This window comes from Hominilimicola fabiformis (assembly GCF_020687385.1).
Taxonomy (GTDB): domain Bacteria; phylum Bacillota; class Clostridia; order UBA1381; family UBA1381; genus Hominilimicola; species Hominilimicola fabiformis.
Genome location: NZ_JAJEQM010000007.1, coordinates 1 through 22,579, shown reverse-complemented (window position 1 = coordinate 22,579; position 22,579 = coordinate 1). Strand labels below are relative to the sequence as shown.

Annotated in this window: 27 protein-coding genes and 2 pseudogenes; 5 read left to right on the top strand and 24 right to left on the bottom strand. The window is 34.9% G+C overall.

Features of this window, described 5'->3' with window-relative positions:
* Positions 1–189 precede the first annotated feature (189 nt).
* The gene (locus tag LKE05_RS06280; protein WP_022229115.1) at positions 190–459 is read left to right on the top strand and encodes a helix-turn-helix domain-containing protein; all 270 of its coding nucleotides are present in this window, start codon (positions 190–192) and stop codon (positions 457–459) included.
* Between the two features lie 658 nt (positions 460–1,117).
* Positions 1,118–1,462: an HTH domain-containing protein gene (locus tag LKE05_RS06275; protein ID WP_022229116.1), complete on the top strand. Its 345-nt coding sequence runs from the start codon at positions 1,118–1,120 to the stop codon at positions 1,460–1,462.
* A 128-nt stretch (positions 1,463–1,590) separates the two neighbouring features.
* On the opposite strand, the pseudogene LKE05_RS06270 reads toward LKE05_RS06275, so the two are convergent.
* The 16 genes and pseudogenes from LKE05_RS06270 to LKE05_RS06195 all read right to left on the bottom strand — a co-directional run.
* A pseudogene (locus LKE05_RS06270) lies at positions 1,591–1,782 on the bottom strand (CHAP domain-containing protein); the annotation flags it as partial.
* Positions 1,751–1,933, bottom strand: a complete 183-nt coding sequence (locus LKE05_RS06265; protein WP_117965680.1) for a hypothetical protein — start codon at positions 1,931–1,933, stop codon at positions 1,751–1,753. The gene LKE05_RS06265 and the pseudogene LKE05_RS06270, both read right to left, overlap by 32 nt.
* Before the next feature lie 423 nt (positions 1,934–2,356).
* Positions 2,357–4,174: an ATP-dependent nuclease gene (locus tag LKE05_RS06260; RefSeq protein ID WP_022229117.1), complete on the bottom strand. Its 1,818-nt coding sequence runs from the start codon at positions 4,172–4,174 to the stop codon at positions 2,357–2,359.
* Positions 4,175–4,182: 8 nt separating this feature from the next.
* Positions 4,183–4,932: a TRM11 family SAM-dependent methyltransferase gene (locus LKE05_RS06255; RefSeq protein WP_022229118.1), complete on the bottom strand. Its 750-nt coding sequence runs from the start codon at positions 4,930–4,932 to the stop codon at positions 4,183–4,185.
* Positions 4,933–4,958: 26 nt separating this feature from the next.
* A complete protein-coding gene (locus LKE05_RS06250) occupies positions 4,959–6,023 on the bottom strand; it encodes a PDDEXK family nuclease (protein ID WP_022229119.1) in 1,065 nt (354 codons plus the stop codon).
* A 14-nt stretch (positions 6,024–6,037) separates the two neighbouring features.
* Complete coding sequence (locus tag LKE05_RS06245) at positions 6,038–6,895, bottom strand: type II restriction endonuclease (RefSeq protein WP_022229120.1); 858 nt, start codon at positions 6,893–6,895, stop codon at positions 6,038–6,040.
* A 13-nt stretch (positions 6,896–6,908) separates the two neighbouring features.
* Positions 6,909–7,730: a restriction endonuclease gene (locus tag LKE05_RS06240; protein WP_022229121.1), complete on the bottom strand. Its 822-nt coding sequence runs from the start codon at positions 7,728–7,730 to the stop codon at positions 6,909–6,911.
* 10 nt (positions 7,731–7,740) lie between these two features.
* On the bottom strand, positions 7,741–8,811 hold the full coding sequence (locus LKE05_RS06235) for a DNA adenine methylase (protein ID WP_022229122.1): 1,071 nt from the start codon (positions 8,809–8,811) through the stop codon (positions 7,741–7,743).
* A 181-nt stretch (positions 8,812–8,992) separates the two neighbouring features.
* A complete protein-coding gene (locus tag LKE05_RS06230) occupies positions 8,993–9,367 on the bottom strand; it encodes a TnpV protein (protein ID WP_022229123.1) in 375 nt (124 codons plus the stop codon).
* 83 nt (positions 9,368–9,450) lie between these two features.
* Positions 9,451–9,945 (bottom strand): hypothetical protein, encoded by a 495-nt coding sequence (locus tag LKE05_RS06225; protein WP_022229124.1) that lies wholly within the window; start codon positions 9,943–9,945, stop codon positions 9,451–9,453.
* A gap of 27 nt (positions 9,946–9,972) precedes the next feature.
* The gene (locus LKE05_RS06220; RefSeq protein WP_022229125.1) at positions 9,973–10,587 is read right to left on the bottom strand and encodes a plasmid recombination protein; all 615 of its coding nucleotides are present in this window, start codon (positions 10,585–10,587) and stop codon (positions 9,973–9,975) included.
* 293 nt (positions 10,588–10,880) lie between these two features.
* The gene (locus tag LKE05_RS06215; protein WP_022229126.1) at positions 10,881–11,138 is read right to left on the bottom strand and encodes a hypothetical protein; all 258 of its coding nucleotides are present in this window, start codon (positions 11,136–11,138) and stop codon (positions 10,881–10,883) included.
* A gap of 72 nt (positions 11,139–11,210) precedes the next feature.
* Entirely contained in the window at positions 11,211–12,212 is a 1,002-nt protein-coding gene (locus LKE05_RS06210) for an AAA family ATPase (protein WP_117965671.1), read from the bottom strand.
* A gap of 51 nt (positions 12,213–12,263) precedes the next feature.
* Positions 12,264–12,617: a plasmid mobilization protein gene (locus LKE05_RS06205; RefSeq protein WP_022229128.1), complete on the bottom strand. Its 354-nt coding sequence runs from the start codon at positions 12,615–12,617 to the stop codon at positions 12,264–12,266.
* Positions 12,601–13,695: a site-specific integrase gene (locus tag LKE05_RS06200; RefSeq protein ID WP_022229129.1), complete on the bottom strand. Its 1,095-nt coding sequence runs from the start codon at positions 13,693–13,695 to the stop codon at positions 12,601–12,603. Before LKE05_RS06200 ends, LKE05_RS06205 begins: the two co-directional genes overlap by 17 nt.
* Positions 13,696–13,709: 14 nt before the next feature.
* Entirely contained in the window at positions 13,710–13,895 is a 186-nt protein-coding gene (locus LKE05_RS06195) for a hypothetical protein (RefSeq protein WP_022229130.1), read from the bottom strand.
* 195 nt (positions 13,896–14,090) lie between these two features.
* On the opposite strand from LKE05_RS06195, the gene LKE05_RS06190 reads away from it, so the two are divergent.
* Both LKE05_RS06190 and LKE05_RS06185 read left to right on the top strand, forming a co-directional pair.
* Positions 14,091–14,720, top strand: coding sequence for a helix-turn-helix domain-containing protein (locus LKE05_RS06190; protein WP_022229131.1), 630 nt, complete (start codon positions 14,091–14,093; stop codon positions 14,718–14,720).
* 18 nt (positions 14,721–14,738) lie between these two features.
* A complete protein-coding gene (locus LKE05_RS06185; protein WP_022229132.1) occupies positions 14,739–15,017 on the top strand; it encodes a hypothetical protein in 279 nt (92 codons plus the stop codon).
* Between the two features lie 82 nt (positions 15,018–15,099).
* Here LKE05_RS06185 and guaA read toward each other — a convergent pair whose 3' ends face one another.
* From guaA to LKE05_RS06160, 6 genes and pseudogenes are all read right to left on the bottom strand, one after another.
* Complete coding sequence (guaA, locus tag LKE05_RS06180) at positions 15,100–16,632, bottom strand: glutamine-hydrolyzing GMP synthase (protein WP_147515135.1); 1,533 nt, start codon at positions 16,630–16,632, stop codon at positions 15,100–15,102.
* Positions 16,633–16,706: 74 nt separating this feature from the next.
* Complete coding sequence (locus LKE05_RS06175; RefSeq protein ID WP_308456277.1) at positions 16,707–17,177, bottom strand: pyridoxamine 5'-phosphate oxidase family protein; 471 nt, start codon at positions 17,175–17,177, stop codon at positions 16,707–16,709.
* A gap of 7 nt (positions 17,178–17,184) precedes the next feature.
* Positions 17,185–17,628 carry a D-aminoacyl-tRNA deacylase gene (dtd, locus tag LKE05_RS06170; RefSeq protein WP_022229135.1) on the bottom strand — a complete coding sequence of 148 codons (444 nt, stop codon included), beginning with the start codon at positions 17,626–17,628 and terminating at the stop codon, positions 17,185–17,187.
* Positions 17,625–18,044, bottom strand: coding sequence for an ABC transporter C-terminal domain-containing protein (locus LKE05_RS14125; RefSeq protein WP_412957222.1), 420 nt, complete (start codon positions 18,042–18,044; stop codon positions 17,625–17,627). The genes dtd and LKE05_RS14125 overlap by 4 nt, the downstream gene beginning before the upstream one ends.
* 36 nt (positions 18,045–18,080) lie before the next feature.
* Positions 18,081–19,499 (bottom strand): annotated as a pseudogene (gene abc-f / locus LKE05_RS06165) (ribosomal protection-like ABC-F family protein); the annotation flags it as partial.
* A gap of 50 nt (positions 19,500–19,549) precedes the next feature.
* Complete coding sequence (locus tag LKE05_RS06160; RefSeq protein ID WP_308456276.1) at positions 19,550–20,638, bottom strand: glucosaminidase domain-containing protein; 1,089 nt, start codon at positions 20,636–20,638, stop codon at positions 19,550–19,552.
* Positions 20,639–20,837: 199 nt separating this feature from the next.
* On the opposite strand from LKE05_RS06160, the gene LKE05_RS06155 reads away from it, so the two are divergent.
* On the top strand, positions 20,838–21,272 hold the full coding sequence (locus LKE05_RS06155) for a hypothetical protein (RefSeq protein WP_022229138.1): 435 nt from the start codon (positions 20,838–20,840) through the stop codon (positions 21,270–21,272).
* 1 nt (position 21,273) lies between these two features.
* On the opposite strand, the gene LKE05_RS06150 is transcribed toward LKE05_RS06155, so the two are convergent.
* Both LKE05_RS06150 and LKE05_RS06145 read right to left on the bottom strand, forming a co-directional pair.
* A complete protein-coding gene (locus tag LKE05_RS06150; protein WP_022229139.1) occupies positions 21,274–21,930 on the bottom strand; it encodes a DUF6198 family protein in 657 nt (218 codons plus the stop codon).
* A gap of 112 nt (positions 21,931–22,042) precedes the next feature.
* The gene (locus tag LKE05_RS06145) at positions 22,043–22,411 is read right to left on the bottom strand and encodes a hypothetical protein (RefSeq protein WP_022229140.1); all 369 of its coding nucleotides are present in this window, start codon (positions 22,409–22,411) and stop codon (positions 22,043–22,045) included.
* Positions 22,412–22,579: the final 168 nt, after the last annotated feature.

Sequence of the window (22,579 nt, the reverse complement as noted above, 5' to 3'; positions counted from 1 at the left end):
TATTTAATCCAAATCCATACATTCCATAATAATCAAAAGTTTATTAGGGCTACACCATATAAATGTGTGTAGCTCTATTTTTATTTATGTGGGTAGTATTATCCTGCGTGATTACTAAATTAAGCATTGGAGCAGTAAAAAAAAACAGCAAAGCACTAGTATAATTATGTTAGGAGTGATACTACAAATATGGATTACGAAAAATTGGGTGATAACATTCGTAATTATAGAGAACAGCGAGGTTTTACCCAAGAAAAATTAGCCGAATTATCTAACATATCGGAGAAACATCTTTCAAAAATTGAAAGAGGAAAAATCAATATAAAAATTGATACATTGGTTAATATAGCTGATGCATTAGGAACTTCGGTTGATAAACTGTTATTGGATGCTTCATCATATGTCGAGCCGGATTATATTTCTCAAATTACATATCATTTATCAAAACTATCGAGATAGGATCAGGAACGGCTATTATGGCATTTGGAACAAAATAATGTATTTGAGATCAAAAAGAAAGCCTTGCTAAAACTATAATCTGTGCTGACATATCCGCAGGTGTTGATTATGAAAAAAAGATATAAAAAAGTAAATAACAAGCAAAAACCAATATTAAGGCCGTAGAATTTACAGTAATTCTATGGTCTTTTTTGACTTTTTGCAACAATGAAATAAATTCAATATAACTAAATACATTTGGCGTGGCAATCTTGCACGCATATATGGTATCCGCTTTTATAAAGTGAGTTGCCGTGCGGTTAGGAGTGATATATAATGTGTCGTTGTCCAACACCAATTATATTTGTATATATTAGAAGAAATCGCTCTCATCAACACAAGGCAAGCAGCAGAAAGAATAATAATTCGGACTCAGATGGTGGAGCAAAAACACACTCATACCGTACAGCCAAATTTACCCGTATTTTTAGAACGGGCAAGTTTGGCTGTTTTTGTTTGAAATTTATTAGTAAACATAGCCGTGCGCCGCCACGCTCTTTTGTGCAATTTTAACGAAATTTACACGAAAGGGCGATTTTATGAAAATATTTTTTGAAAACCAGAAAAAACTGCATAGTTACTCCTGTACAATGGAAAGCGAAAGGAGGTGCAGTCGGTAATGAAAGACAAGTTGTCAGCATTTGAACGCAGACTTGAAATACTGTTTTTACTTAATAAATGCAAAGAAACAACAGCGGTAGAATTAGCCTACTATTTTGCAGTAAGTAAAGATACCATATTCAGAGATGTCGATTTTCTAAACCGATATGCACCTATATATACCAAGCGAGGAATGTTTGGAGGAATTTTCATAAATGATGAAAGTCGTAAAAATCTATTGCTATACTTATCAGACGATGAGGAAAAACTCCTTAAAAAACTGTCAGCAAATCTTGATGATACGGCAAAATATTATATAAACAATATTCTGAACAAATATTCAAAGCCAAGAATCGGTACATAATCCTTTCATTTACAAAGAAAGCACGCAAGATAACGGCGGTGCAGTATAACGGCAAACAGATACATTCCGGTATAGAATCTCTCAACTATAATGTACTTGATGGCTACTCAAACGAGCAGCCATCTTTTTTAATATGCCGGAATGCCATATCCGTAGATAACTGAACTTCCAACCGGATATGTTTTGGTTCTGCACGTGTCTGACGAATTGCCCTCTATGGTGTAAACATTTCCGTTTTCGCACTTTTCAACGATACCTGTATGGTCGGTTATGCCGTCGCTTTCCCAATCAAAGAATATGATTGTTCCGGGTGCAGGCTCTTTTTGTTTTTAAGACTTTGAACAAAACATCATCAACTGCGTCGGTGTATCTGCCTTGTGAAATTAGGTTGTTCTTCAAGCGAACAAGGGACTGAATAGTCTGTCTGTATTCATCATCGGAAAGATATAAATGATATTTCTGTTCTTTCAAAGCAACCACCTCGCTGTTTTTATCTGATTTGATGATATATTAAAGAGAAAATTTTATCAAATATGCAAAAAAGGCTTCTGCCCAAAACAGGGCAAAAGCCTTAAAAATTATGCGATTTTTAGGTTTAGTTGTAAGCCAATGGGGACTATTTCATCTGCCCGAAAACACGTTTTTGAAAAAAAGTGTTGCAAAAGTGTTGCAAAAGCGGTTGTTCAAAAAGTGCCAAGTCCCGAAAGGCACATAAATACTGGGTTTTTCGGCACATCTAAACCAAAGGGAACTACTCCCACTCGACTTCCTCTTTTTTATTCAAGGTGTTTTTCATTTATTTACTGTGATTTTATTTCGCACATTTCACAGTTTTTCTTGTGGTAATTTTGTTTACGTAAGTTTTTGTACTCAAATTGTACTCAGAAATAATGCTTATTCAAATGTAAATATCTCTTTTAGAAAATTTTTTACATATGGATATTTTCTATCACATTGTTCAAGGAGTTCTATTATAGCTCTGTCACCCGGTATATTAAACATACCAGCAAGACCATTTTTAATATCGTTTGTTGCTTTTTTCGCTGATACAAATGATATTTTATGCCCTTCCTCCTGATTTTGTTCATTTTTTTCATATTCAATCGTGTAAAGAATACCGTTATTTTGATAAGCTGGCTTTATAATTTTTTCAGTTACTTTGCCAATATCAATAGTGTTAAATGATTTTTTTTGAAGAAGTTTATTGACTAAGTAACATATAATTTCAGGATATACATAATCTTCAATTTCGTGATTGCATGTGTTATTTGTTAAATTCATATTGCTCGTATTATTAAAGTTACAAAGTAATACTGGACAGACATTAATATAAGTGTATTTATCTTTTTTTATTTTGCAATAAACATCACGCCCTGCCAAATCATTGTCAAATAATACCTTAACACACGGCTTGTAGGCAGTTGTATTGTCTTTATAATATGAATTATAAAAATCCAAATATTTTTCAACATTAGTCACACCATCTGCCGATATAATGTTAGGTTTCTTAAATCCAAAATAATCACCAAGTTGTTCAAGATACTTTTTATCACATCCTCCTTCTACCAAAATATTATTCTTTTTAAGCACATTATAAGTATTTTGTTCTATTCCTAAATGCTCACATATTTGATCATACCCATCATTCGTGCTTATATCTATAAAAATTGTTTCGACAACATCTATGTATCTTTTTTTACGTGCACTATGTTGTGGATAATGTTTAGAGCCTAATAGTATTATATTTTTCATCGAATACTGATTTATAAAATTCTTCGAATGAGTAGTGTAAAAAATTTGCATTTTATCAGAACTTTCTTTGAAAAATTCCATAAGTTTTTTTTGCAATCCATCATGTAGAAAAATATCTGGTTCATCAACACATAGAATATAACTCTTCTTATGCTTGATTCTTTTAAGTATTTCAAAATTTAATAGTATTACCGCTAGTCGTTGTAGTCCAGAACCTTTTTGTTCTATCCCTCTACAGCCTTTATCATCTATTAATAATTCAACATCATCCGAAATCAAATCTCTAAATGTATCAGCTGAGCTTGGGACTTTAAAAGTTACATTCCAATTACTTTTAAATTCATTAAAAATCCGAGATATATCATTTGAAAAAACATCCAAAATTTCTTGTAATCCAGTTATATACTTTACATAAGCATTTTTTAATTCTTGCTTGCTTTTAGTCATTCTACTTTGTTCATATTCTACATCGATTGCATCATTTGTTAACTTCTCTATTAAGTCAGGTATGTCTATATTTATGGATTCTATATATCTAAATTCTATTAATTCCAATTTGCTTTTTATTTCAGCAAAAGTCATTGTTTTTTTGCTTTTTTTGTTAATCAAAGTACCTCTTTTGGTAAACGAAACTCCCGATAGAAACTTTTCATTTTGAATATTATAATATTTGAAATCACGGGTAATTTGAAAATATTCATCATTTTCATCATCACAAAGTGTTACTGTGATTTTAGGATCTATTCTAGCTCCTCCTTGAGCCTGTTTTAATGTTGGTCTATCCATTGAAATTTCATAATCTTCAGGATTAAAAAATAGATTAATTGCCCTTAATGTATTTGTTTTTCCAACATTATTTTCCCCACATATCGATATTAAATTAGGTTCGCTTTCTATACATAGCTTTAGGTTTAATATAGAACGAAAACAACTAATTTCTAAATCTGCTATTTTTAACATACATAATCTCACTTTCTAAACACAAACAAATACTCATGTGCTATCAACAAAAAATTATATTTCACACTATTAGTTTTCCAATATCCCGTTGCTTTACAGTTATGTTGTTCTTTTATAATCAGCTCTTTCAGCTTAAACCCTGCGTCTTGAAATATTTTCATCACATCAAATGACATTGGAATCATACAGCCTTTTTGCCGAGTATCGCCCATTAGAATGGCACAGAACTTGTCCTTTTTTAGCACACGGTAGCTTTCTGATGCAACCTTTTTCATTTCTTCAAAAAAATCCTTGACTTTTAACTGAGATAAATCATTTTTTAAGCCATCGCTATATTTAATAATATCAGCATAAGGTGGATGTGTACATATTAAATCTATGCTTTCATCAGGAACAAAATCAAGGTTTCTTGCATCTCCTTTTTTTATATATACCTTACCTTTTGCAGGCTCATAATCAAAATCTGTTTTTTCTCTGCATCTGTCGAGAGCTGCATCATTTACATCAACACCGATTATATCTCTATTTAAAAGTTTTGCTTCAACAAGAGTAGTACCGCCGCCTGCAAATTGATCCAACACCAGATCTCCTTCTTGGGAATACCTGAGTATGATATTCCTTGGAATGTACGGCGACCAATTCCCGCGCCATTTTGCATCGTGTGTTGCCCAATCACCGCGTTTAGGGAACGACCAATGTGTAGTCATTTCAAGTTCAAAGTCTTCCGGTTCCCATTTTTTAATTTTTTTATTTTCCATATTACTGTCTCCGGTTAATGTTAATATCAAACAAGATGTTCAAATTTAAATTTATCTAAAGAGAAAATTTTTATTTTATCTTCATAACATGTGTCAACTTTTTCTTTTCTAATTTTGTTAAATGAATTTGCAATAACAAATGTTTGTACGTTACTAAACTCTTCGTCTGTAGTAATTCTATCAATCCATTTCAAATACCTTACAGCTTGTTCATAAGCATGAAAATTAGCACAGCCTCTTTTCAATTCTATTACTACATTAGGAATTGTCCCATCTTTAATAGGATTTTCCATGCTATATAAGCAAATATCAGCCCTATCCATATCCATTGGCTTAAATGGGGAAATTGGTACTTGCCTACATAAAATATAATCATCTGACAAAAAATCATAAAACGGCTTTAAGGAAGCAAGAATTGTAAATTCTAATTGTGCCTCATTTATAAAGTTGTCCTTAATGTCGATTAATTTTTCATCAAATAATGTTTCGTCTGTACCTTTTTCAATATTTTCACATGTTGAATAATCAATGCAAAAAGAAGAATTTTTGATTAATTTAAGGAGAGTTGACACTTCACCTGGAGTTAATGTACAAAAGCCCATACCTTGCATACTATTAGACGGTAATGGATAAGGATATTTTCCTAACTCAAAATACAAATCATCCGATATGATATATTTACCAGTATCTTTATTTTGAATAAACTGCAGTATAAAAGGTTGAGCCTTATCACTGCCATTCACCCTAAAAACACCCTTTTTATCTGACGGTATATATCTAGATGATTCATCCCAAAAAAGAGGAGCTTTTGCTTTCTTACCAAGTGGGCTATTTTCACCATTCAGATAAAAAGAGCCTGCATCCTTATTACCATATATTTTTCCTCCATAGACTATTTTTCGTTTTAAAAAGAAGAATACATCGGTGCCCTCTCTGCTACAAGCATAATCAGCTAAAACTGCATAATGTTTACTTCGACTTGAAGGGGTTTCTGTAAATACAGGCTTCATTAGGAATCCATAAACGCCTTTATTTAAATATAATTTCAATGTTTGTTCATCATATAGTGCGATAAACAATCCTCCCTGCATTTTTAATATCCCCCTTATTTAAAAACCTCTTTAATTATTCCATTTTCCAAATCGTTAATATTATATATGTGTGGCATGATGTCAAATGTTTCTTCAAGATTATGTCTTGCGCTTGTCCATCCGGCCCCATCCGTAAACCATACAAAAGTCACACCATCAATAGTATCGACTTCCTGAGATATCTGTTTATAACTTCTTGCAGTTTCATTGAGCTTGGAACCACCGCTTGTATAACAATTTGTTTCTATAACATAAATTTGATTATCCGTCTTTATAACATAATCAAATCTTTTTTCTGTTTTTCCGGTATTGGAAATTGCGGATAAATCAATGTCCCATTTTTCTGTTATCTGATGAATATACATCTCTTTAAAATAATTTTCATCTTTTATAAATCCAGCTTTTTTTATGTAATCTTCAACCACATTTTCCATTAGATGTCCGCCACGATTTTTGCGGCCATTTGAATCCAACCCCGTTTCCACACCAGTTGCATAATCATATAAATTATTTATTATGTGTTTTTCAAGTAATTCAAACAGCCCTGTTTTTCTCATAAATACGCAATATTGCTCTATCGTTTGATTTGCCTCTTTAAAGGAATAAGTAAATTCACCATCCCCGTCAATGGCATAAATCTCATTCGTTCTTACTGCAAGCAATAAAGGAATGCACTTTAATGTTTCCGGATATTTTCCGACTAACTGTATAAATTCCTCTTCTATGTTTTTTGAACCAATAAGTGAATTTAATATATTTAATTCAACTTTGATTTTTTCTACATTTTTATAGATTTTCGGAAAATCAACATAATATCCATAATCAGCAATACTTGCTCTAAAAGTTGACAACCATGCATTAAAATCTCTCATGATATGTACCTCTTCAATTTATTTTAATTTTTATATTCCCATCAGAATATGTCCAAACAGCATTCGTAGGTTTAAAAGAACCATCATCAGCAATTAAACCAAATCTTTTATACGCTTCTGTAACTCTCGCAAAATATCTTCTTCCTTTATCAATTTTTAATTTATTTGTATAGCTGTTATTAAAACATACATCATACTCATAAATATCGCCGTCTAGTTGTTCCAAAATAGCTCTTGGTATAGGAAGTATGCGCGCACGTATATCATTGTTTGAAATTTGCTTTTCTATTTGTATTTGATTGGGTGATTGCTCATTTTCAATACCAACTCTATTTTTATTTAAAAATTCATCCATAGCAGATTTGCTGAATTGAGGATTAAATACAAAACCAATTTCATTTTCAATACAGCTAATAATTAAATCTTTCCCATCAACTACAAGTATAGGCCTTTGAGGATCTAGTTCATTTGCTTCTATTTTAGCTTTATCAGAAACCTTGGCAGTCGTAATAAATATTCCTTTACCATTTGAAAATGAACCTCTCAAGGCTCTTATTTTCTCCGGAGATATGTTTGCTGTTGGTTTGTACCGTTTAGCTTGTATATAATATTTATCCGAATCGGCTTGATTAAATTCGCCAATACCTTTACGTATCGCCGTTAAATCTATTCCTCCATCATCTGAACGCTTTGTGACATAAACTTCATCCAATCCTATTTTTTCAAGATAGGATTTTAAGAAATCTTCGAATACATATCCATTTTCAAAATAGTTATAAAAATTATTAATTATCTCTTTGAACTGTTCAGAAGATATTTCTGTATTTTTTCGCATATCATTCTCCTTAAAAATTCGATATTAGAAGCTCTTTTATCCTACCTCTTGCATCGCTGTTACAATTTATCATACGAGTAGCTTCAACTCTTTTTATTTTATGAATAGCATAAATTTTGTCAAAGAACTCGTCTTCCTTGTTTGTATTTTTAGGATCTGAGTTGCTGACAACAACCATTGCACCTTTGTTACTTATTCTTTCAACAAAATTCGCAAGTTCTATTTGTTTTTCATCATCAAATAAATTCTCGGTATATGCCGTGAAATTTGATGTTTCTGTAAGCGGTCTGTATGGAGGATCAAAGTATACAAAAGTGTTCTCATCTATGAAGTCATCAGATTTTTTATAATCTTCGCAAACAATTTTAACATTTTGCAATTTTTCCGACACTGCTCTAAGTTTTTTTTCATCACAAATAAGAGGATTTTTGTATGCGCCCATAGGCACATTAAAAAGTCCTTTTCTGTTCACTCTGTAAAGACCATTAAAACAAGTCTTGTTAAGAAATATCATAAGTGCTGCTTTTTCAATATTATCCGCTTCATTGCCATTCACTTTAATATCATTAAATCTTTCTCTCTTTGCAATATAATATTTCTTCCTGTTATCAGTATCAAGAGGAACATAGTCTTCTTGATAGCTTATAAGCAGATGAATAAGCTTATCTATATAATCTCTTACAATAATATAAGTGTTGATAAGTTCTGCGTTAATATCGCTGATGTATATTTCATCTAAATCAAACTTACTGAGGATATCAAAAAGCACTGCACCACCGCCAACAAAAGGTTCAGCATATTTGTTGATTTTAACATTTTCAAAAGGATAATATTTTTCAATTTCCTTTATGAGCTGTCCTTTTCCACCGGCCCATTTCAAAAAAGGTTTTACGGAATTTTCGTCATTCTTATTATACCGTGTGCTTCTTGCATCAATAGGCTTTTTTGCATTCATGGGAATTAACCACATATTACCTATCATTTCAGCATTTGCAATTCTATTTTCAGAACAAAGAACCGCCACCCGCCTTTGTGATATACCCCATTTAGCAGCCGCTTCTCTTGCAGACATCAGTTCCATAATTTTACACTCCTTGTCTATTATAAATAATATTATATTCTAAATCTGGAATAAAAGCAATACTATTTTAAAATTTTCTGCTTTTCTCATGAAGATTTTATCTTTATTGATATAAAATGACGAAAACAGACTTTTCCCTTTTGTTAAAATCAGAAAAGCCTGTTTTCAAAGTTCATTATTTTTACCGTGTAGTATATACGATCTCGTCTAAAACAATTTCTTCTGCTCGTGCTTTAATATTATTCATTCTCCTTACCCACTCCATTTGGTTTTCTTTCTTCAGTTCTTCTGTTACGCCTTCGTTTTCTGCAAAGTAATCTATCAGTTCATTCAGCATCCTATAAGCTTCACGATTAAGTTCGTAGAGATATTCATCCAGTTTTCCTTGCAGAATCAAAGATGAATAGAATCCTTTGCGGTGATTTTTTATAAATTCTTTATGAAGCCTGCCGTACGCTCCGAGCTGGCGGTGCTTCTTTGGTACTTCCACATTTGGATAGTAATAATCTCCGCGTCTTACATACTCAATTCCGTTTTCAATAATTTTTTCTTTCATGGTTAAATCCTCCTTTTCATTTTGCCCCTAACTACCTGAACAGGAATGTGGCACATTCCTGTATAGGCAATTAAGGGAAAGTTTCATTTTACAAATTCCGAACGATTATGCGATTTTGATTTTCCTGCAATCTTTAAAATCTCTTTAATCCTATCCACACCGAGAAATGATTTTATCTTATCGTAATCTCTTAGCTGTGTTTTTAATTTGCTGTTTTCCAAATTCAAGTGCCACAGCCTTGATTTATAATTGTCATTTTCTTTAGTTAGGTTCGCAATAACTTCCGCCGATTTTGATTCAGCCCTTTCTGCCCGATAACATCTTCGTGCAAAGTTTTTCACAATCTCCAAAAGCTTTTTTATGAGTGGCTCGACATATTTGGTTTTGTATGTTTTTGCAGACATTAAAGGTGACGGATCTTTTAATACAAAATCCTCATCGCCTTTTATCTTTCGGACAGTTACCAGTGCGTATTCTTCAGCGTTTTTGTAAGTTTTCATTTGATCCTTAAGCTCATCCTTTTTATTTTCCAACTTCTCGACTTCTTCGGCGAGTTTTTCTTTTTTAAATTCACTCACAGTTTTATGCTTTTCGTGTGTGTTTTTTTAATCCCATTCAATACCATGCTCAAGCATAATTTGTGATAAAACTTCTTTTTCAGAAGCAACCCACTGATTCCATTCCGTATCGGAACGGCTGCCGCCGATGAAGCCTTGCGCTTCCAACGCTTTCTTTAAAGACACTCTCGTTTCAAGTCCGCGTTTGCTGTTTGTCGTGAACGGAATAAAATCAATATGCAGATGCGGCGTTGCTTCATCCATGTGAAGATGAGCAGAGAATACCCGAAGATTCGGATTTCGTTTTTCAAAATCGTGCATATACCTATCAAGTATCTTTTTTGCCAGTTCACCGTTTTCGGTTTCAGCGCCCATGGTATCTTTATCACCTATCTGAAGTATGATCTCATGGAACGGTTTTTCCTGTTTGCCTGTTCTGATTTTTTCATAGTAATCGGCAATCACTCTGTCGCTTCGGGTTTGTTTTTCGTTGTACTTTTGAAGAGCTTCATCAAACAGTTCATGATATACGTCTTGAATTTTTTCATTGCAGTATGTGATGTTATTTTTCGTTCTTTCACCATCAACATTTTCTGCAATAAAATCTCTATTGTTATGGGTAATAGAGCCTTTTCCGACCATTGCACTGATCGTTCTTTTCATAAAATTTCACCTCTTTTCGGCTTGTTTCGGTTCTGTTACTCTTGTCAAGAGTAACGCAAAAGCACTTTTGTCAGCAAGCCAACAAAAATGCCGGCAGTCTGCGACTGTTTGCGCTCTTGCAGAGGGCTTATCGGCTTGCGCCGATATGTATTCCGCTTATCGCGTCATAGATGGCAAACCAATAAAATTCCTGCCCGGAAATTTCATGTTTTGCCTATCGGTAAATCGTCATTTCATTCCTTATTACCGAAACAGGAATGTGCCACATTCCTGTAAATATCTCTTATGGAAAATCACCACCGGAAGCTTTTCGGCACTCCTTTTTCATCGAGATATTTCTTGCGTGCTTCCTCACGCTCCTGCTCCGTTTCTGCGGTTTTGTATTTTGTGTAATAACTCCGCATGGTAATTCTATCTAACTTCATCTGAAGTTCTTTTTTGATTTCACGCTCCAGATCGAATATTTCCTCATTGTCAAATCCGATTTCTTCGCTGTAAAAATATTTAATCATTTTCACAAACAAAGCTTCGCTTATTTGCAGCTGTTTCATCTTATCACGTCCTATCTTTTAAGGTGGCAAGATGCCATTTTCTATACAATAGGGCATCTTACCATCTTGCAATTAATTTAAACTCAAATACCATTGGTTGTTTTTGCGCATTGACTTTATTTTTAGTTCATCTTTTGCGTTTCTTACTGTCTTTTCCGAAAAGCCTTTTTCTTTTGCAAGCTTCATTATTTCAGTTTGAGGTTTCGCACCATTTAAAACAAACTCCTCAAGAAAATCAATTGCAGCTTGCTTTTTTGTTCCTTTAGCAGTTCCTGATAACAAGTCATCAGCCGTAACATCATATTCACCTATCCATTCAAATCCATTCTCTTTACTTAATCTGAAAGCAATAGATTTCGCTTCTGGAGCAAGTGAACTTTTTGTTTGACATACAACTCTGATTTCCGGTTCATCTTTAATTCTTCCTACAATCAAAACGCTTCTTGCTGCCGCCTGAAAATCAATCGATCCCAGTCCTCTGTATGTTGATTTTCCCATGCTACATTTGTTCATGTGTCCTATTAAGATGATTGCACATTTATACTTATCGGCAAGTTCTGCTATGTGCTTCATAACCGGCCTGATTTTATTTGCTCTGTGCATATCGACATCAGCCCCTAAAAATCCTTGAATCGGATCTAAAACTACAAGCTTAGCTTTTGTTTCAACAATAGCCTGTTCAAGCCTTACATCGCGCATTGTAAGCGGTGTATCTTTATCATCAATTACAAGCACTTTTGAACAGTCTGCGTCTGCGGATAACAGGCGAGGCTTTATGGTATCGCCCAGTCCGTCTTCTGCTGTCTGATAAATAACGTTTATAGGCTGTTTCGCTTTTTCATTTATAATAGCCTCACCTTTCGTCAGTCTTGCTATAATTTGCAGTACAAGTGTTGTTTTCCCCTCACCGGGATCGCCTTGAATTATTGTAATCTTTCCATAAGGTATGAAAGGATAAATCAGCCATTCAATATCTTCAACTTCAATGTCTTGCATATTAATTAATTTTAACTTACTCAAATTTTTCACCTCAGTTCCTCTTGAAATTTTAACAGGAATGTGGTAAAATGCCATTGTTGGAGTGGTACTTACCACATTCCTTGCCTTAATGTATTTGCAGATACGTTAGGGCTTTTTCTTTGTTATAAAATCATCTTGTGATAGTTTCTGATTATCCTTTGTAATGATAATCAACTGATTAAGTAAAGCCTTACATTCATTTGCTATATCAACCATTTCATCAATATCAGATACCGTTTCAAGCACTTCTCTGAGCTTTTTAAATTCAAGGCTTAACCTATCGCTTTGATATTTTCCGACCGAAATACAAATGTTCTGATGCAGCAGGGATTGTATAAAATATTCACCCTTAGGCATACCGCAAACTTTAATTCTTGCCTGTATTTCTTCATACTCTGACGGTGTTACGCGGAAATTGATTATCCTGTTACGAACCCTGTTTTTATTCTTCGTCGCCATTGTGCAACCCCTCCTTATACACCTTATCAAGTTTGTCTGAAAGTTTTCTTTGCTTATCCGGATAAACATGAGCATAAACATTTAAGGTTGTTTCAATATTTTTATGTCCTAACCTTTCTTTCACCTCAAGCGGAGCTATGCCCATTTCAAAAAGCAAAGCGCAATGCGAATGCCTTAAATCGTGTATTCGAATATGCTCAATTCCACTGTTTTTCAACGCTCGCTCTTTTTCATGTTCCATATAATATTTTGTAACCTGGAACAATCTGTCATGTTTAGTCAGACCGTATACAGAATTCATATAGTCTTTAATATCAGCAAGTAAAAAATCGGGAACTGATATTGTTCTTGTGCTGGCATATGTTTTTGTAGGACCGTTTTTCTTTTCTTTGGTGTTATAAGTCTTATTGATTCTTATTGTCTTGTCTTCAAAATCAATATCTGCCGGTGTCAGAGCAAGCATTTCGCCTAATCGCATACCTGTCCAAAACAAAGTCATAAAGGTAACATATGATTTTTGTTTATCCATAATACCGTCAAGAAATTTTGAAAATTCATCAACCGTTAAAAACCTCATTTCAGAAGCCTGCTTTTTACCCATGCTGCTAACCTTCTTACACGGATTGTTCTGCAAATCATAATAAGTTACCGCATAATTGAAAATAGCTTTAAGTTGATTGTTAATCGTATGAAGATACGTTTCAGCATAAGGCGTTCCGTCCTTTTTCCTAAGAGCAATTACTTCATTTTGCCAACTGCGAATATCAGCCGCTGTTATGCTGTTCATGCTTTTCTTTGCAAAATACGGCAAAATTTTTGTGTCAATAATATTGTCCTTTGTTTCCGTAGTTGAGCTTCGATTTCTGTTATTGATATCATTTCTGTAAATTTTAACGAACTCCTCAAAATTCATATTAAAATCTGCTTGCTGTGACATCAAGAAATTTCTAACCCATTCTTCTGCGTCTCTTTTTGTGTTAAAGCCTCGCTTAGTTGTTTTTTTTCGCTCACCCTGCCAATTTGTATATCGGAACTGAATGAGCCACTTCCCTGTTTTTGCATCTTTTTGTGCTTTCATAATTTCATACCTCCTTATGCGCTGTATCCAAACCAGCGCTTTTTAAAATAATCCTTTGGAACTTTACCTGCGATTACAATATATCCATCTTTTTTCAGCTCATCATTCAGGCTTCTTATAATCTTATAAGCGTGTCCGATGGATATACCAAGCATTTCTGCCATTTCAGGCGCTGTAATGTAGATTCTGTTTTCATTCATCGTAGTCTCACCTCGTTAGATTCGTTGTAGCCTATTCGCTACATTTACCATTATAGCGTATTCGCTACGTTTTGTCAAGAGGTTTTTTAAATTTTTTTATTTTATTTATATTTACATTTTTTCAAAAGGTATGGACTTTTGATTATATTTATGTTATAATTGTAGCGAGAAAACTATAAAAAGGATTGATAATATATGACAATAGGTGAAAAAATCAAATATTTTAGATCTCGTATAGGCATTACCCAGGCAAAACTTGCAGAACTTTCCGGTATACACCCTGTATCTATACGAAAGTATGAAACAAACAAAATGACACCTCAAACAGAGCAGATCGATAAAATTGCTGAAGCCCTCGGTGTCAGTTCTTTTGCGATAACCGGATTTGAAAATAATATAAGACTTGAAACTATTGGCGATTTTATGGGATTGATGATTATGCTTATCAAGGCTAATATTGTATTAATTGATGGTGAAAGAGAAGAAGATGATGAATATAAACCGGAAACTGTTTCTTTTAAGATAAATCCTCTTATAACAAAATTTTTTAAAGCAAATGCCGGAGATACAGAATATAACGCAGATGACGTTTTATGTAGATTAAAACAAGAAAACCTTTTGAAAGATATACTTCGTTGGGAAAAGATAAATTACGGATATGAAAAATGTGCCGCTAAATATAGCGACACACCTGATAAAGAAACATTAAATGTCTTAGATAGCTTAAAAGAGACAAAAGAAGCGATTGAATTAGAACTGCAGCGTTCAAACGTTATGCTCGGTTCAAAAAACGGTATCACCGTTAAAATTTCATCAGATATTTAGTCTACAAGGAGGGTTATTATGAAGATTAATGATAAAAATGCACTTGATGTTTTAAAAAAGGAGTTTTCCGACTTAGGTCCTGAAATTATTGACAACTTCAGACGCAAATATCAACAACATGTTGATGAAGCAGTTGAAGATGAATTTTTTTGTGGAATCCACAGAGCAATTTGTGCAATGATGGAAGCAAATGTAGATGACAAAAAAATTATTGACTTGTTAATTAAGTATTGGGACTTAAAACCAAGTGATGCAAAAGAATACTTCGAATCTAGCAAAAACATGGAGAGTAATTAACTTTTGTACTCAAAACGCACTCAAAAGACAAAAAGAAACCCCGAAAACCCTGTATTTACAAGGATTTCGGGGATTTTTCGTTTTATTCCCACTCAATAGTTGCGGGTGGTTTTGAAGTTATATCATAGACAAGTCTATTAACGTGTTTTACTTCGTTTACGATACGATTTGATGCTTTTTCTAGGACATCGAAAGGTATTCTTGCCCAATCAGCTGTCATAAAGTCGGTTGTGGTTACGGCTCTTAAAGCAAGAGTATAATCATATGTTCTGCCGTCACCCATAACACCGACGCTACGCATATCTGTAATAACGGCAAAATACTGGTTTATATCTCTTTCAAGACCTGCATTTGCGATTTCTTCTCTGAATATAGCGTCTGCGTCACGCAAAATTTCAAGTTTATCTTCTGTAATTTCACCTATAACTCTTACGGCCAGTCCAGGTCCCGGGAATGGTTGACGCCATACGAATTTTTCAGGCAAACCAAGTTCGATACCAAGCTGACGCACTTCATCCTTAAACAAATCACGAAGCGGTTCAACAATTTCTTTAAAATCAACGTGTTCCGGAAGTCCGCCTACATTATGATGGCTCTTAATAACAGCCGCATCACCTGCACCGCTTTCGATAACGTCCGGATAAATTGTACCTTGAACAAGATAATCAACCTTACCGATTTTCTTAGCTTCCGCCTCGAACACACGGATAAATTCCTCACCTATAATCTTACGTTTCTTTTCGGGTTCTTTTACACCCTCAAGCTTACCTAAAAATCTATCCTGTGCATTTGCTCTGATAAGGTTAATATCAAACTGATTTCTGAAAAGATTTTCAACTTCATCGCCCTCATTTTTACGAAGAAGTCCGTTATCAACGAACACACAAGTAAGCTGCTTGCCTACCGCTTTATGAAGCATAACTGCCGCAACAGATGAATCCACACCGCCTGAAAGAGCACATAAAACTTTACCGTCACCAATCTTTTCACGCAAAGCCTGAATTGATTTTTCGGCAAAATCGGACATAAGCCAATCGCCCTTACAACCACAAACGTTAAACAAGAAATTCTTCAACATCTGCTGACCTTGTACAGAATGATTTACTTCCGGGTGATACTGTACCGCATACAATTTCTTTTCTTCATCTTCATAAGCCGCACACGGACAATCGTTAGAATAAGCAGTAATCTTGAAACCTTCCGGAATTTTATCGATATAATCCGTATGGCTCATCCAAACTACTGTATTTTTATCAACATTTTCAAACAACTTACTTTCAGAAGTTGTAATTTCCGTCTTACCGTACTCACTTACAGGAGCAGTATCAACGTGACCGCCAAGAGTATATGCCATAAGCTGACTGCCGTAACAAATACCCAAAATAGGAATACCAAGTTCAAAAATTGCCTTATCGCAGTGTGGTGATTTTTCGTCATACACACTGTTCGGACCGCCAGTAAAAATGATACCTACCGGATTTTTTTCTTTAATCTTCTCGATAGAATTTTTGTATGACATAACCTCGCAATATACGTTACATTCACGCACTCTGCGGGCTATAAGCTGATTATACTGACCGCCGAAGTCAAGTACAATTACTGTTTCATTCTGCATTTTCTTTCCTCCGTTTATTATATTATTTTAATTATATCATTAATCGACACTGTTTTCAATAGCTTTTACAAGTTTTAATGTTCTTTGCACGACCATTCTGTCACAGCTAATTTTATGACAGCCGTGCGTTCAAGCACGTTTTCGTTAAATTCATAATCGGATTCACCTGTATAGTGGTGCATGATTTGATTAAGTCCTTTAATTTTAGTGTCCCTGTCTGCCACTATTTTTACCTGTCCCCTACCCATAATGCTTTGATACAAATACGAATGACCGCAAGCAGTATCACTTGTTACAAGCTCATGTTTCGTATCTGTTTCAAAACTTATTTCGGGTTGATTATTGATTAGATCAATCTTCTTCCCCTCTGTCGCTCCGTGAAAATACAATGTAAGTTTGCCGTTATTATCTTCATATCCGAAGTTCATCGGAACAATATACGCACCTTTATCGTCCACCAATCCTATACGACAGCAGTCACACGATTTCAACATTTCAATCATTTTATTGTAATCCGTAACTTCACGTTCTTTTCTTCGCATCATTACAACCTCAGTTCTTGCTCTCCAAAATTATTGTAACAGGACCGTCATTTGTAAGTGATACTTTCATATCCGCACCGAATTCGCCTGTTTCGGTATGTATACCTTGTTCCCTGATATATGCAACAAATTTTTCATACATTTCATTTGCGCTGACAGGCTCCATTGCGTTGCCAAAATACGGTCGTCTGCCATGCGAGCAATCGCCGTATAAAGTAAATTGCGATATAACGAGCATGCTTCCGCCGACATCTTCAAGACTCAAATTCATTTTATCGTTTTCGTCACTGAAAATACGCAACTTTATAATCTTGTCTGCGATATACTTCATATCTTCTTCTGTATCACCGTTGCCGACACCGAGAAGAACAAGCAAGCCGTCATCTATTTTTCCGTTCACTCTGCCGTCAATTTTAACATCAGCATTCGTTACTCTCTGTACAACCGCTCTCATACGTCATACCCACTTTCTTCTATTATCATCTGCAAGCGTTCCCATTCTTCCATAAGGCTTTCGATTTTGTCCTGCAATTCTGTTATTTTATCGGTTATCTCGCCTGCTTTGACATAATCAGTTGCAATATCGGAATTTTCAAGCTCTTTAGAAAGTTCCTCAACCTCCGATTCCTTATTTGATATTTCGTCCTCAACCTTTGCAAAGCGATTAAGCGTTTTACGTTTTTCCGCCTCCAAACGCTTTTGCTCCTTATAATCAAGATGACCTGCCGACTCTGTTTTCTGTTCTGTCTTAACCGTTTCACGAGCCACAAAGCTGTCGTAATCACCTCTGTAACTTTCAACACCGTTCGGTGTCAAATACAAAATTCTGTCGGCAAGTTTATTTATAAAATATCTGTCGTGCGATACCATTATCATAGTACCGTCATAATCGGAAAGTGCATTTTCAAGAGCCTCTCTCGATTCAATGTCAAGATGGTTTGTAGGTTCGTCCATTATAAGCAGATTAACACTCTTAAGCATAAGTTTTACAAGTTCAACTCTCGCTCTCTCGCCACCGGACAACTTATGTATTTCCTTAAACACATCTTCGCCTTTAAACAAAAATACTGCAAGTGCATTTCTGATTTGAGTTTGAGTAAGGTTAGGATATTCATCCCATACCTCGTCTATAACTGTTTTATCCATATTAAGATTTTCTTGAATTTGATCATAGTATCCTATATGGATATTCGCACCGATTTTATATGAGCCTTCCGTCTGCTCATAATCGCCCATTAAAATTTTAAGCAACGTCGTTTTACCGCAGCCGTTCGGGCCTAAAAGGAATACCTTTTCACCTTTTTTAATAAGCATATCAACATTTGAAAACAATCTGTTATTATCAAATGCCATGCCCAAGCTTTCCGTCTGAACAACATCTTGTCCGCCGCCTGCACAGGCCTTGAATGTAAACTCCATTTCTTCGGGCGACTGCATAGGTGCATTCAAATCTTTTTCAAGTCTTTCGATAACTTTCATTTTGCTTTCGGCGGTTTTAATATTTTTCTCTCTGCCCCAACGTCTTTGCTGTTCAACAACATTTTCAAGACGCTGAATTTCACGCATTGTGTTATCATAATTTCTCTGTTCGGTCTTTTTGTCAATCTCCCTTTGTGCCATATATGCACTGTAATTTCCGTTATACGAACGGAAACGACCGTTTTCAAGTTCAAAAGTCTTGTTCGTAACTCTGTCAAGAAAATATCTGTCGTGCGATATTACAATAAATGCACCGCTATAGTTTCTTAGGAAATCCTCAAGCCATTCAACCGACTCTATATCAAGATGGTTTGTCGGCTCGTCCAAAAGCAACAAATTTGCATCGGACAAAAGAATTTTACCGAGTGCGACACGAGTTTTTTGACCGCCCGACAATTTGTCTACACACAAGTCAAATTCATCTTCCGAAAAGCCCAGTCCAGTAAGTGTGCTTTTAACTTTTGATTTATAATAAAATCCGTCACGTTCGGCAAATGCTTCCTGCAAAGAAGTTTGACGTTTTACAAGCTCGTCGATATTGCCGTTATTATTTTCTATATCGAAACGAATTTCATCAAGCTGATTTTCCATTTCGATTACATCGGCAAACACCGTAAGAGTTTCTTCCCATATACTCTTTTCACTGCCGTTTACGGAATACTGATCAAGGTAACCGACACGCAAGCCTTTATTCTTAAAAATTTCACCCTCATCATAATCCATATCACCTGTGATTATCTTAAAAAGGGTTGATTTTCCCGCACCGTTTACACCGATAAAACCGATTTTATCGTTACTGTCAACATTAAACGATACACTGTCAAAAAGCGTTTCATCAAGAAACATTTTCTTTATATTACTTCCATTAAGCAGTATCATAAATTACTCCTTGTATTTTAGTATTTCAACATATTTTCAACCATTGTCATTATGTCATATCCGTAATTAATATCAGGACACCAACGTCCGCCAAGTTGCTCGACATACTTTACCGTACCTGCCCAAGCTATACTCTTTACAACATAATATCTGTCGTGTGGCTCTCCTACGGGTGCAAGACCGACATACGCAGCCATATGATTATAATGTGCTCTTACACCGTCCTCAGGTGTTGCAAAAGTTTCGTGATCCTCTGTTTTGTCACCTGTCGGTTTTTTAATTTTTATGCCTGCCCAGTTATTCATTTCAGGCAATACAGCGCCGCCGTAATTTCCGTATGCTGTTTCTTTGCCGGCTTGTGCATACATCACTTCCGGTCTGATTCCGAAAACTTCTCCGTAATACCAATAAATCGGTGCTATATCAATAAATCTTTGGTGTGCCCCTTTTGCCTTTGCCCAAGCCTGTGCCTGTTCAACCGTCACCTGTGCGTTACCTGTGATTGAAGTTTTGTCTGCCGCAGGATTTACCACTCTGTAAAGGAACGTACAAGCCTCCGCTCTTGTAAGCAAATCTTTCGGACGTATATTACCGCTGTCACCAAGCATATACAAATTTGTTACCGCGGTTTCAAGCAAATTTTTATATGCGTCATCAACGCTTTGAGTGTCTTTAAAGCTGTAATTTGTGATTGTATAACTGTCAGCTGCCTTTTGACCGCTTGCTTTTACCAATGACGCCGCAAATTCTTCACGCGTTACATATTCACCGCCGTTAAATAACGAGCCTTTTTTCGGCATATAATCTTGAAATGCCTGTACATATTTATATGACCACTTATTTTTTTCCACATCATTAAATCGAACTGCTGAATTCGATTGTAAATTAAATGTATCTGTAAATATTTTCGCCATTTGTTCTCTTGTAAGATTTCCGCCGAGCATAAGGTCACCTGTTTCGTCACCCGAAATTATATTGTTTTCCAAGCAATATTCAACGCTTTCCTTTGCCCACGGATACTGTTTCTGCCAACCTGCCGCCATAACAGGTGCAGATGCCGTCGCACAAATCACTGCTGCCGATATTAACGATATTATTTTTTTCATAATAGAATGTTTCCTCATAGAATGTTTCCTCCAAGTCGTATATTTTACCAATAATACATTATATATCAAAAACATACCGATTTCAACATCATAGTTAAAATTATTTTGATATATTACCAAAATATATATGTATCATATCTCAATTTACCGAATAAAATACATTTTTAAGGTTATTACTATACCCAAAAGGAGTGATATTATGATAGAACAAGATACTGTAAAACTTTTAAGAGAATGTGACGCCGGTATAAAAATGGGCGTGTATTCAATAGAAGAAGTTCTCGGTGATGTAAACAACGGTAATTTCAAGCAAATGCTTGAAAAAGCAAAATCAGACCACCAACAACTTCAAGATGAAATTCAAATACTTCTTGACAAATACCACGACGACGGCAAAGATCCTAATCCTATGGCTAAAGGTATGTCGTGGTTTAAAACGAATATAAAAATTTCTGCCGATTCTTCGGATAATACGATTGCCGACCTTATCACCGACGGCTGTAATATGGGTGTTAAAACATTGCACAAATATCTTAACAAGTACAAAGCCGCCGACGAAAAGTCAAAAGATATTGCTAAAAAGCTTATCAATATTGAAGAAGAACTTACCGTTGATATGCGTTCTTATTTATAATTTATTTAGATAAAAACGAAACAAATCTGAACTTTTTATCCATCATATTGACGATAATGCCGACCGTTTTACCCATAGTAAACGCCGCAAGGACAGTTCCTATTCCCAATCCGTCAAGACGTCCGAGAAATATAAGCGTCATACCGGCTGTTACAGTCAAACACGTTACGTCAAAAATTATTTTAACTTTTGAATATGAAACGTTTATAATCTCTGACAATTCTCTCGGGAAAAGGTCTGTCGGTATTATCGGTAATTTACATCTGTTCGACAAAGCTATTCCTATACAAAGCAAGAAATAACTTACGGCGAAGTATAACACGCACCAACCCAAATCTGTCGGTAAAACGTCTATCCACATTTTATGCACGTCAAGCAATTCACTGAATATAAAACCCACCACAAAGCTGAACAAATATTGCGGAACAAACTTTTTCCTAAGTATCATTAAACTCAAAACAAGCAATCCTTGAAAAATATATGTCCATGTTCCAAGCGATACTTTCGGAATAACCTCCGAAAACGCATACGGAACACTTGATATAGCCGAAATTCCCGCACCTGAATATAACATAAGCACAACGCCGAAACTGTTGATTATAACCGCCAACGCAAGTGCCAATTCTCCTCTGAATATATGTAAATTTTCTTTGCCCATTGTGTATCCCTCCATTGTTTTTGCCTTTGATTTACATATAGGTTTTATTGTATCACATATACTTTATTGTTACAATAATATATATCCATATTGATTATAAAAGTGTGTAATATCAAGATTTATTTTTCATCTCTTGTGCTTTAACAACAAAATCTTTATAAAAATCGAATTTACAATTCAAATATCTTTTTACCTCTCGAGAATCTCCTGCATATTTTTCAATTCCCAATATATCCAGAGCTGCATACGCACATCCCGAAGCACTTGTACCAATAGAAGTGTAAGTCTCGGACTTTAATTCTTTTATTGAATCAATAATATCATCATCTGTTATATTATACATTACCGCACAAGCAATCGCATTTATTCTATAATGTAATCCGGTACATTTTAACCCCCATAGTATCGCATTTTTATCTCCTAATCGCATTGCTCTGATTTTCTTTTCATCTTCATCTGATATTATTTTATTATTTCCCATAAAGTTTCTGATACTCCTTACCTAAATATACAGTTTTTTACCTATAGTACAACAATTATTTTTAGTGTACTTTATTAATAACAGTGCCATTTGATGTGACCCCCAAAAGTTAGACTTTTTATAGCGTAGTAGTTTTAACGACTGCTACGCTATTTTTATGCAGCCAAG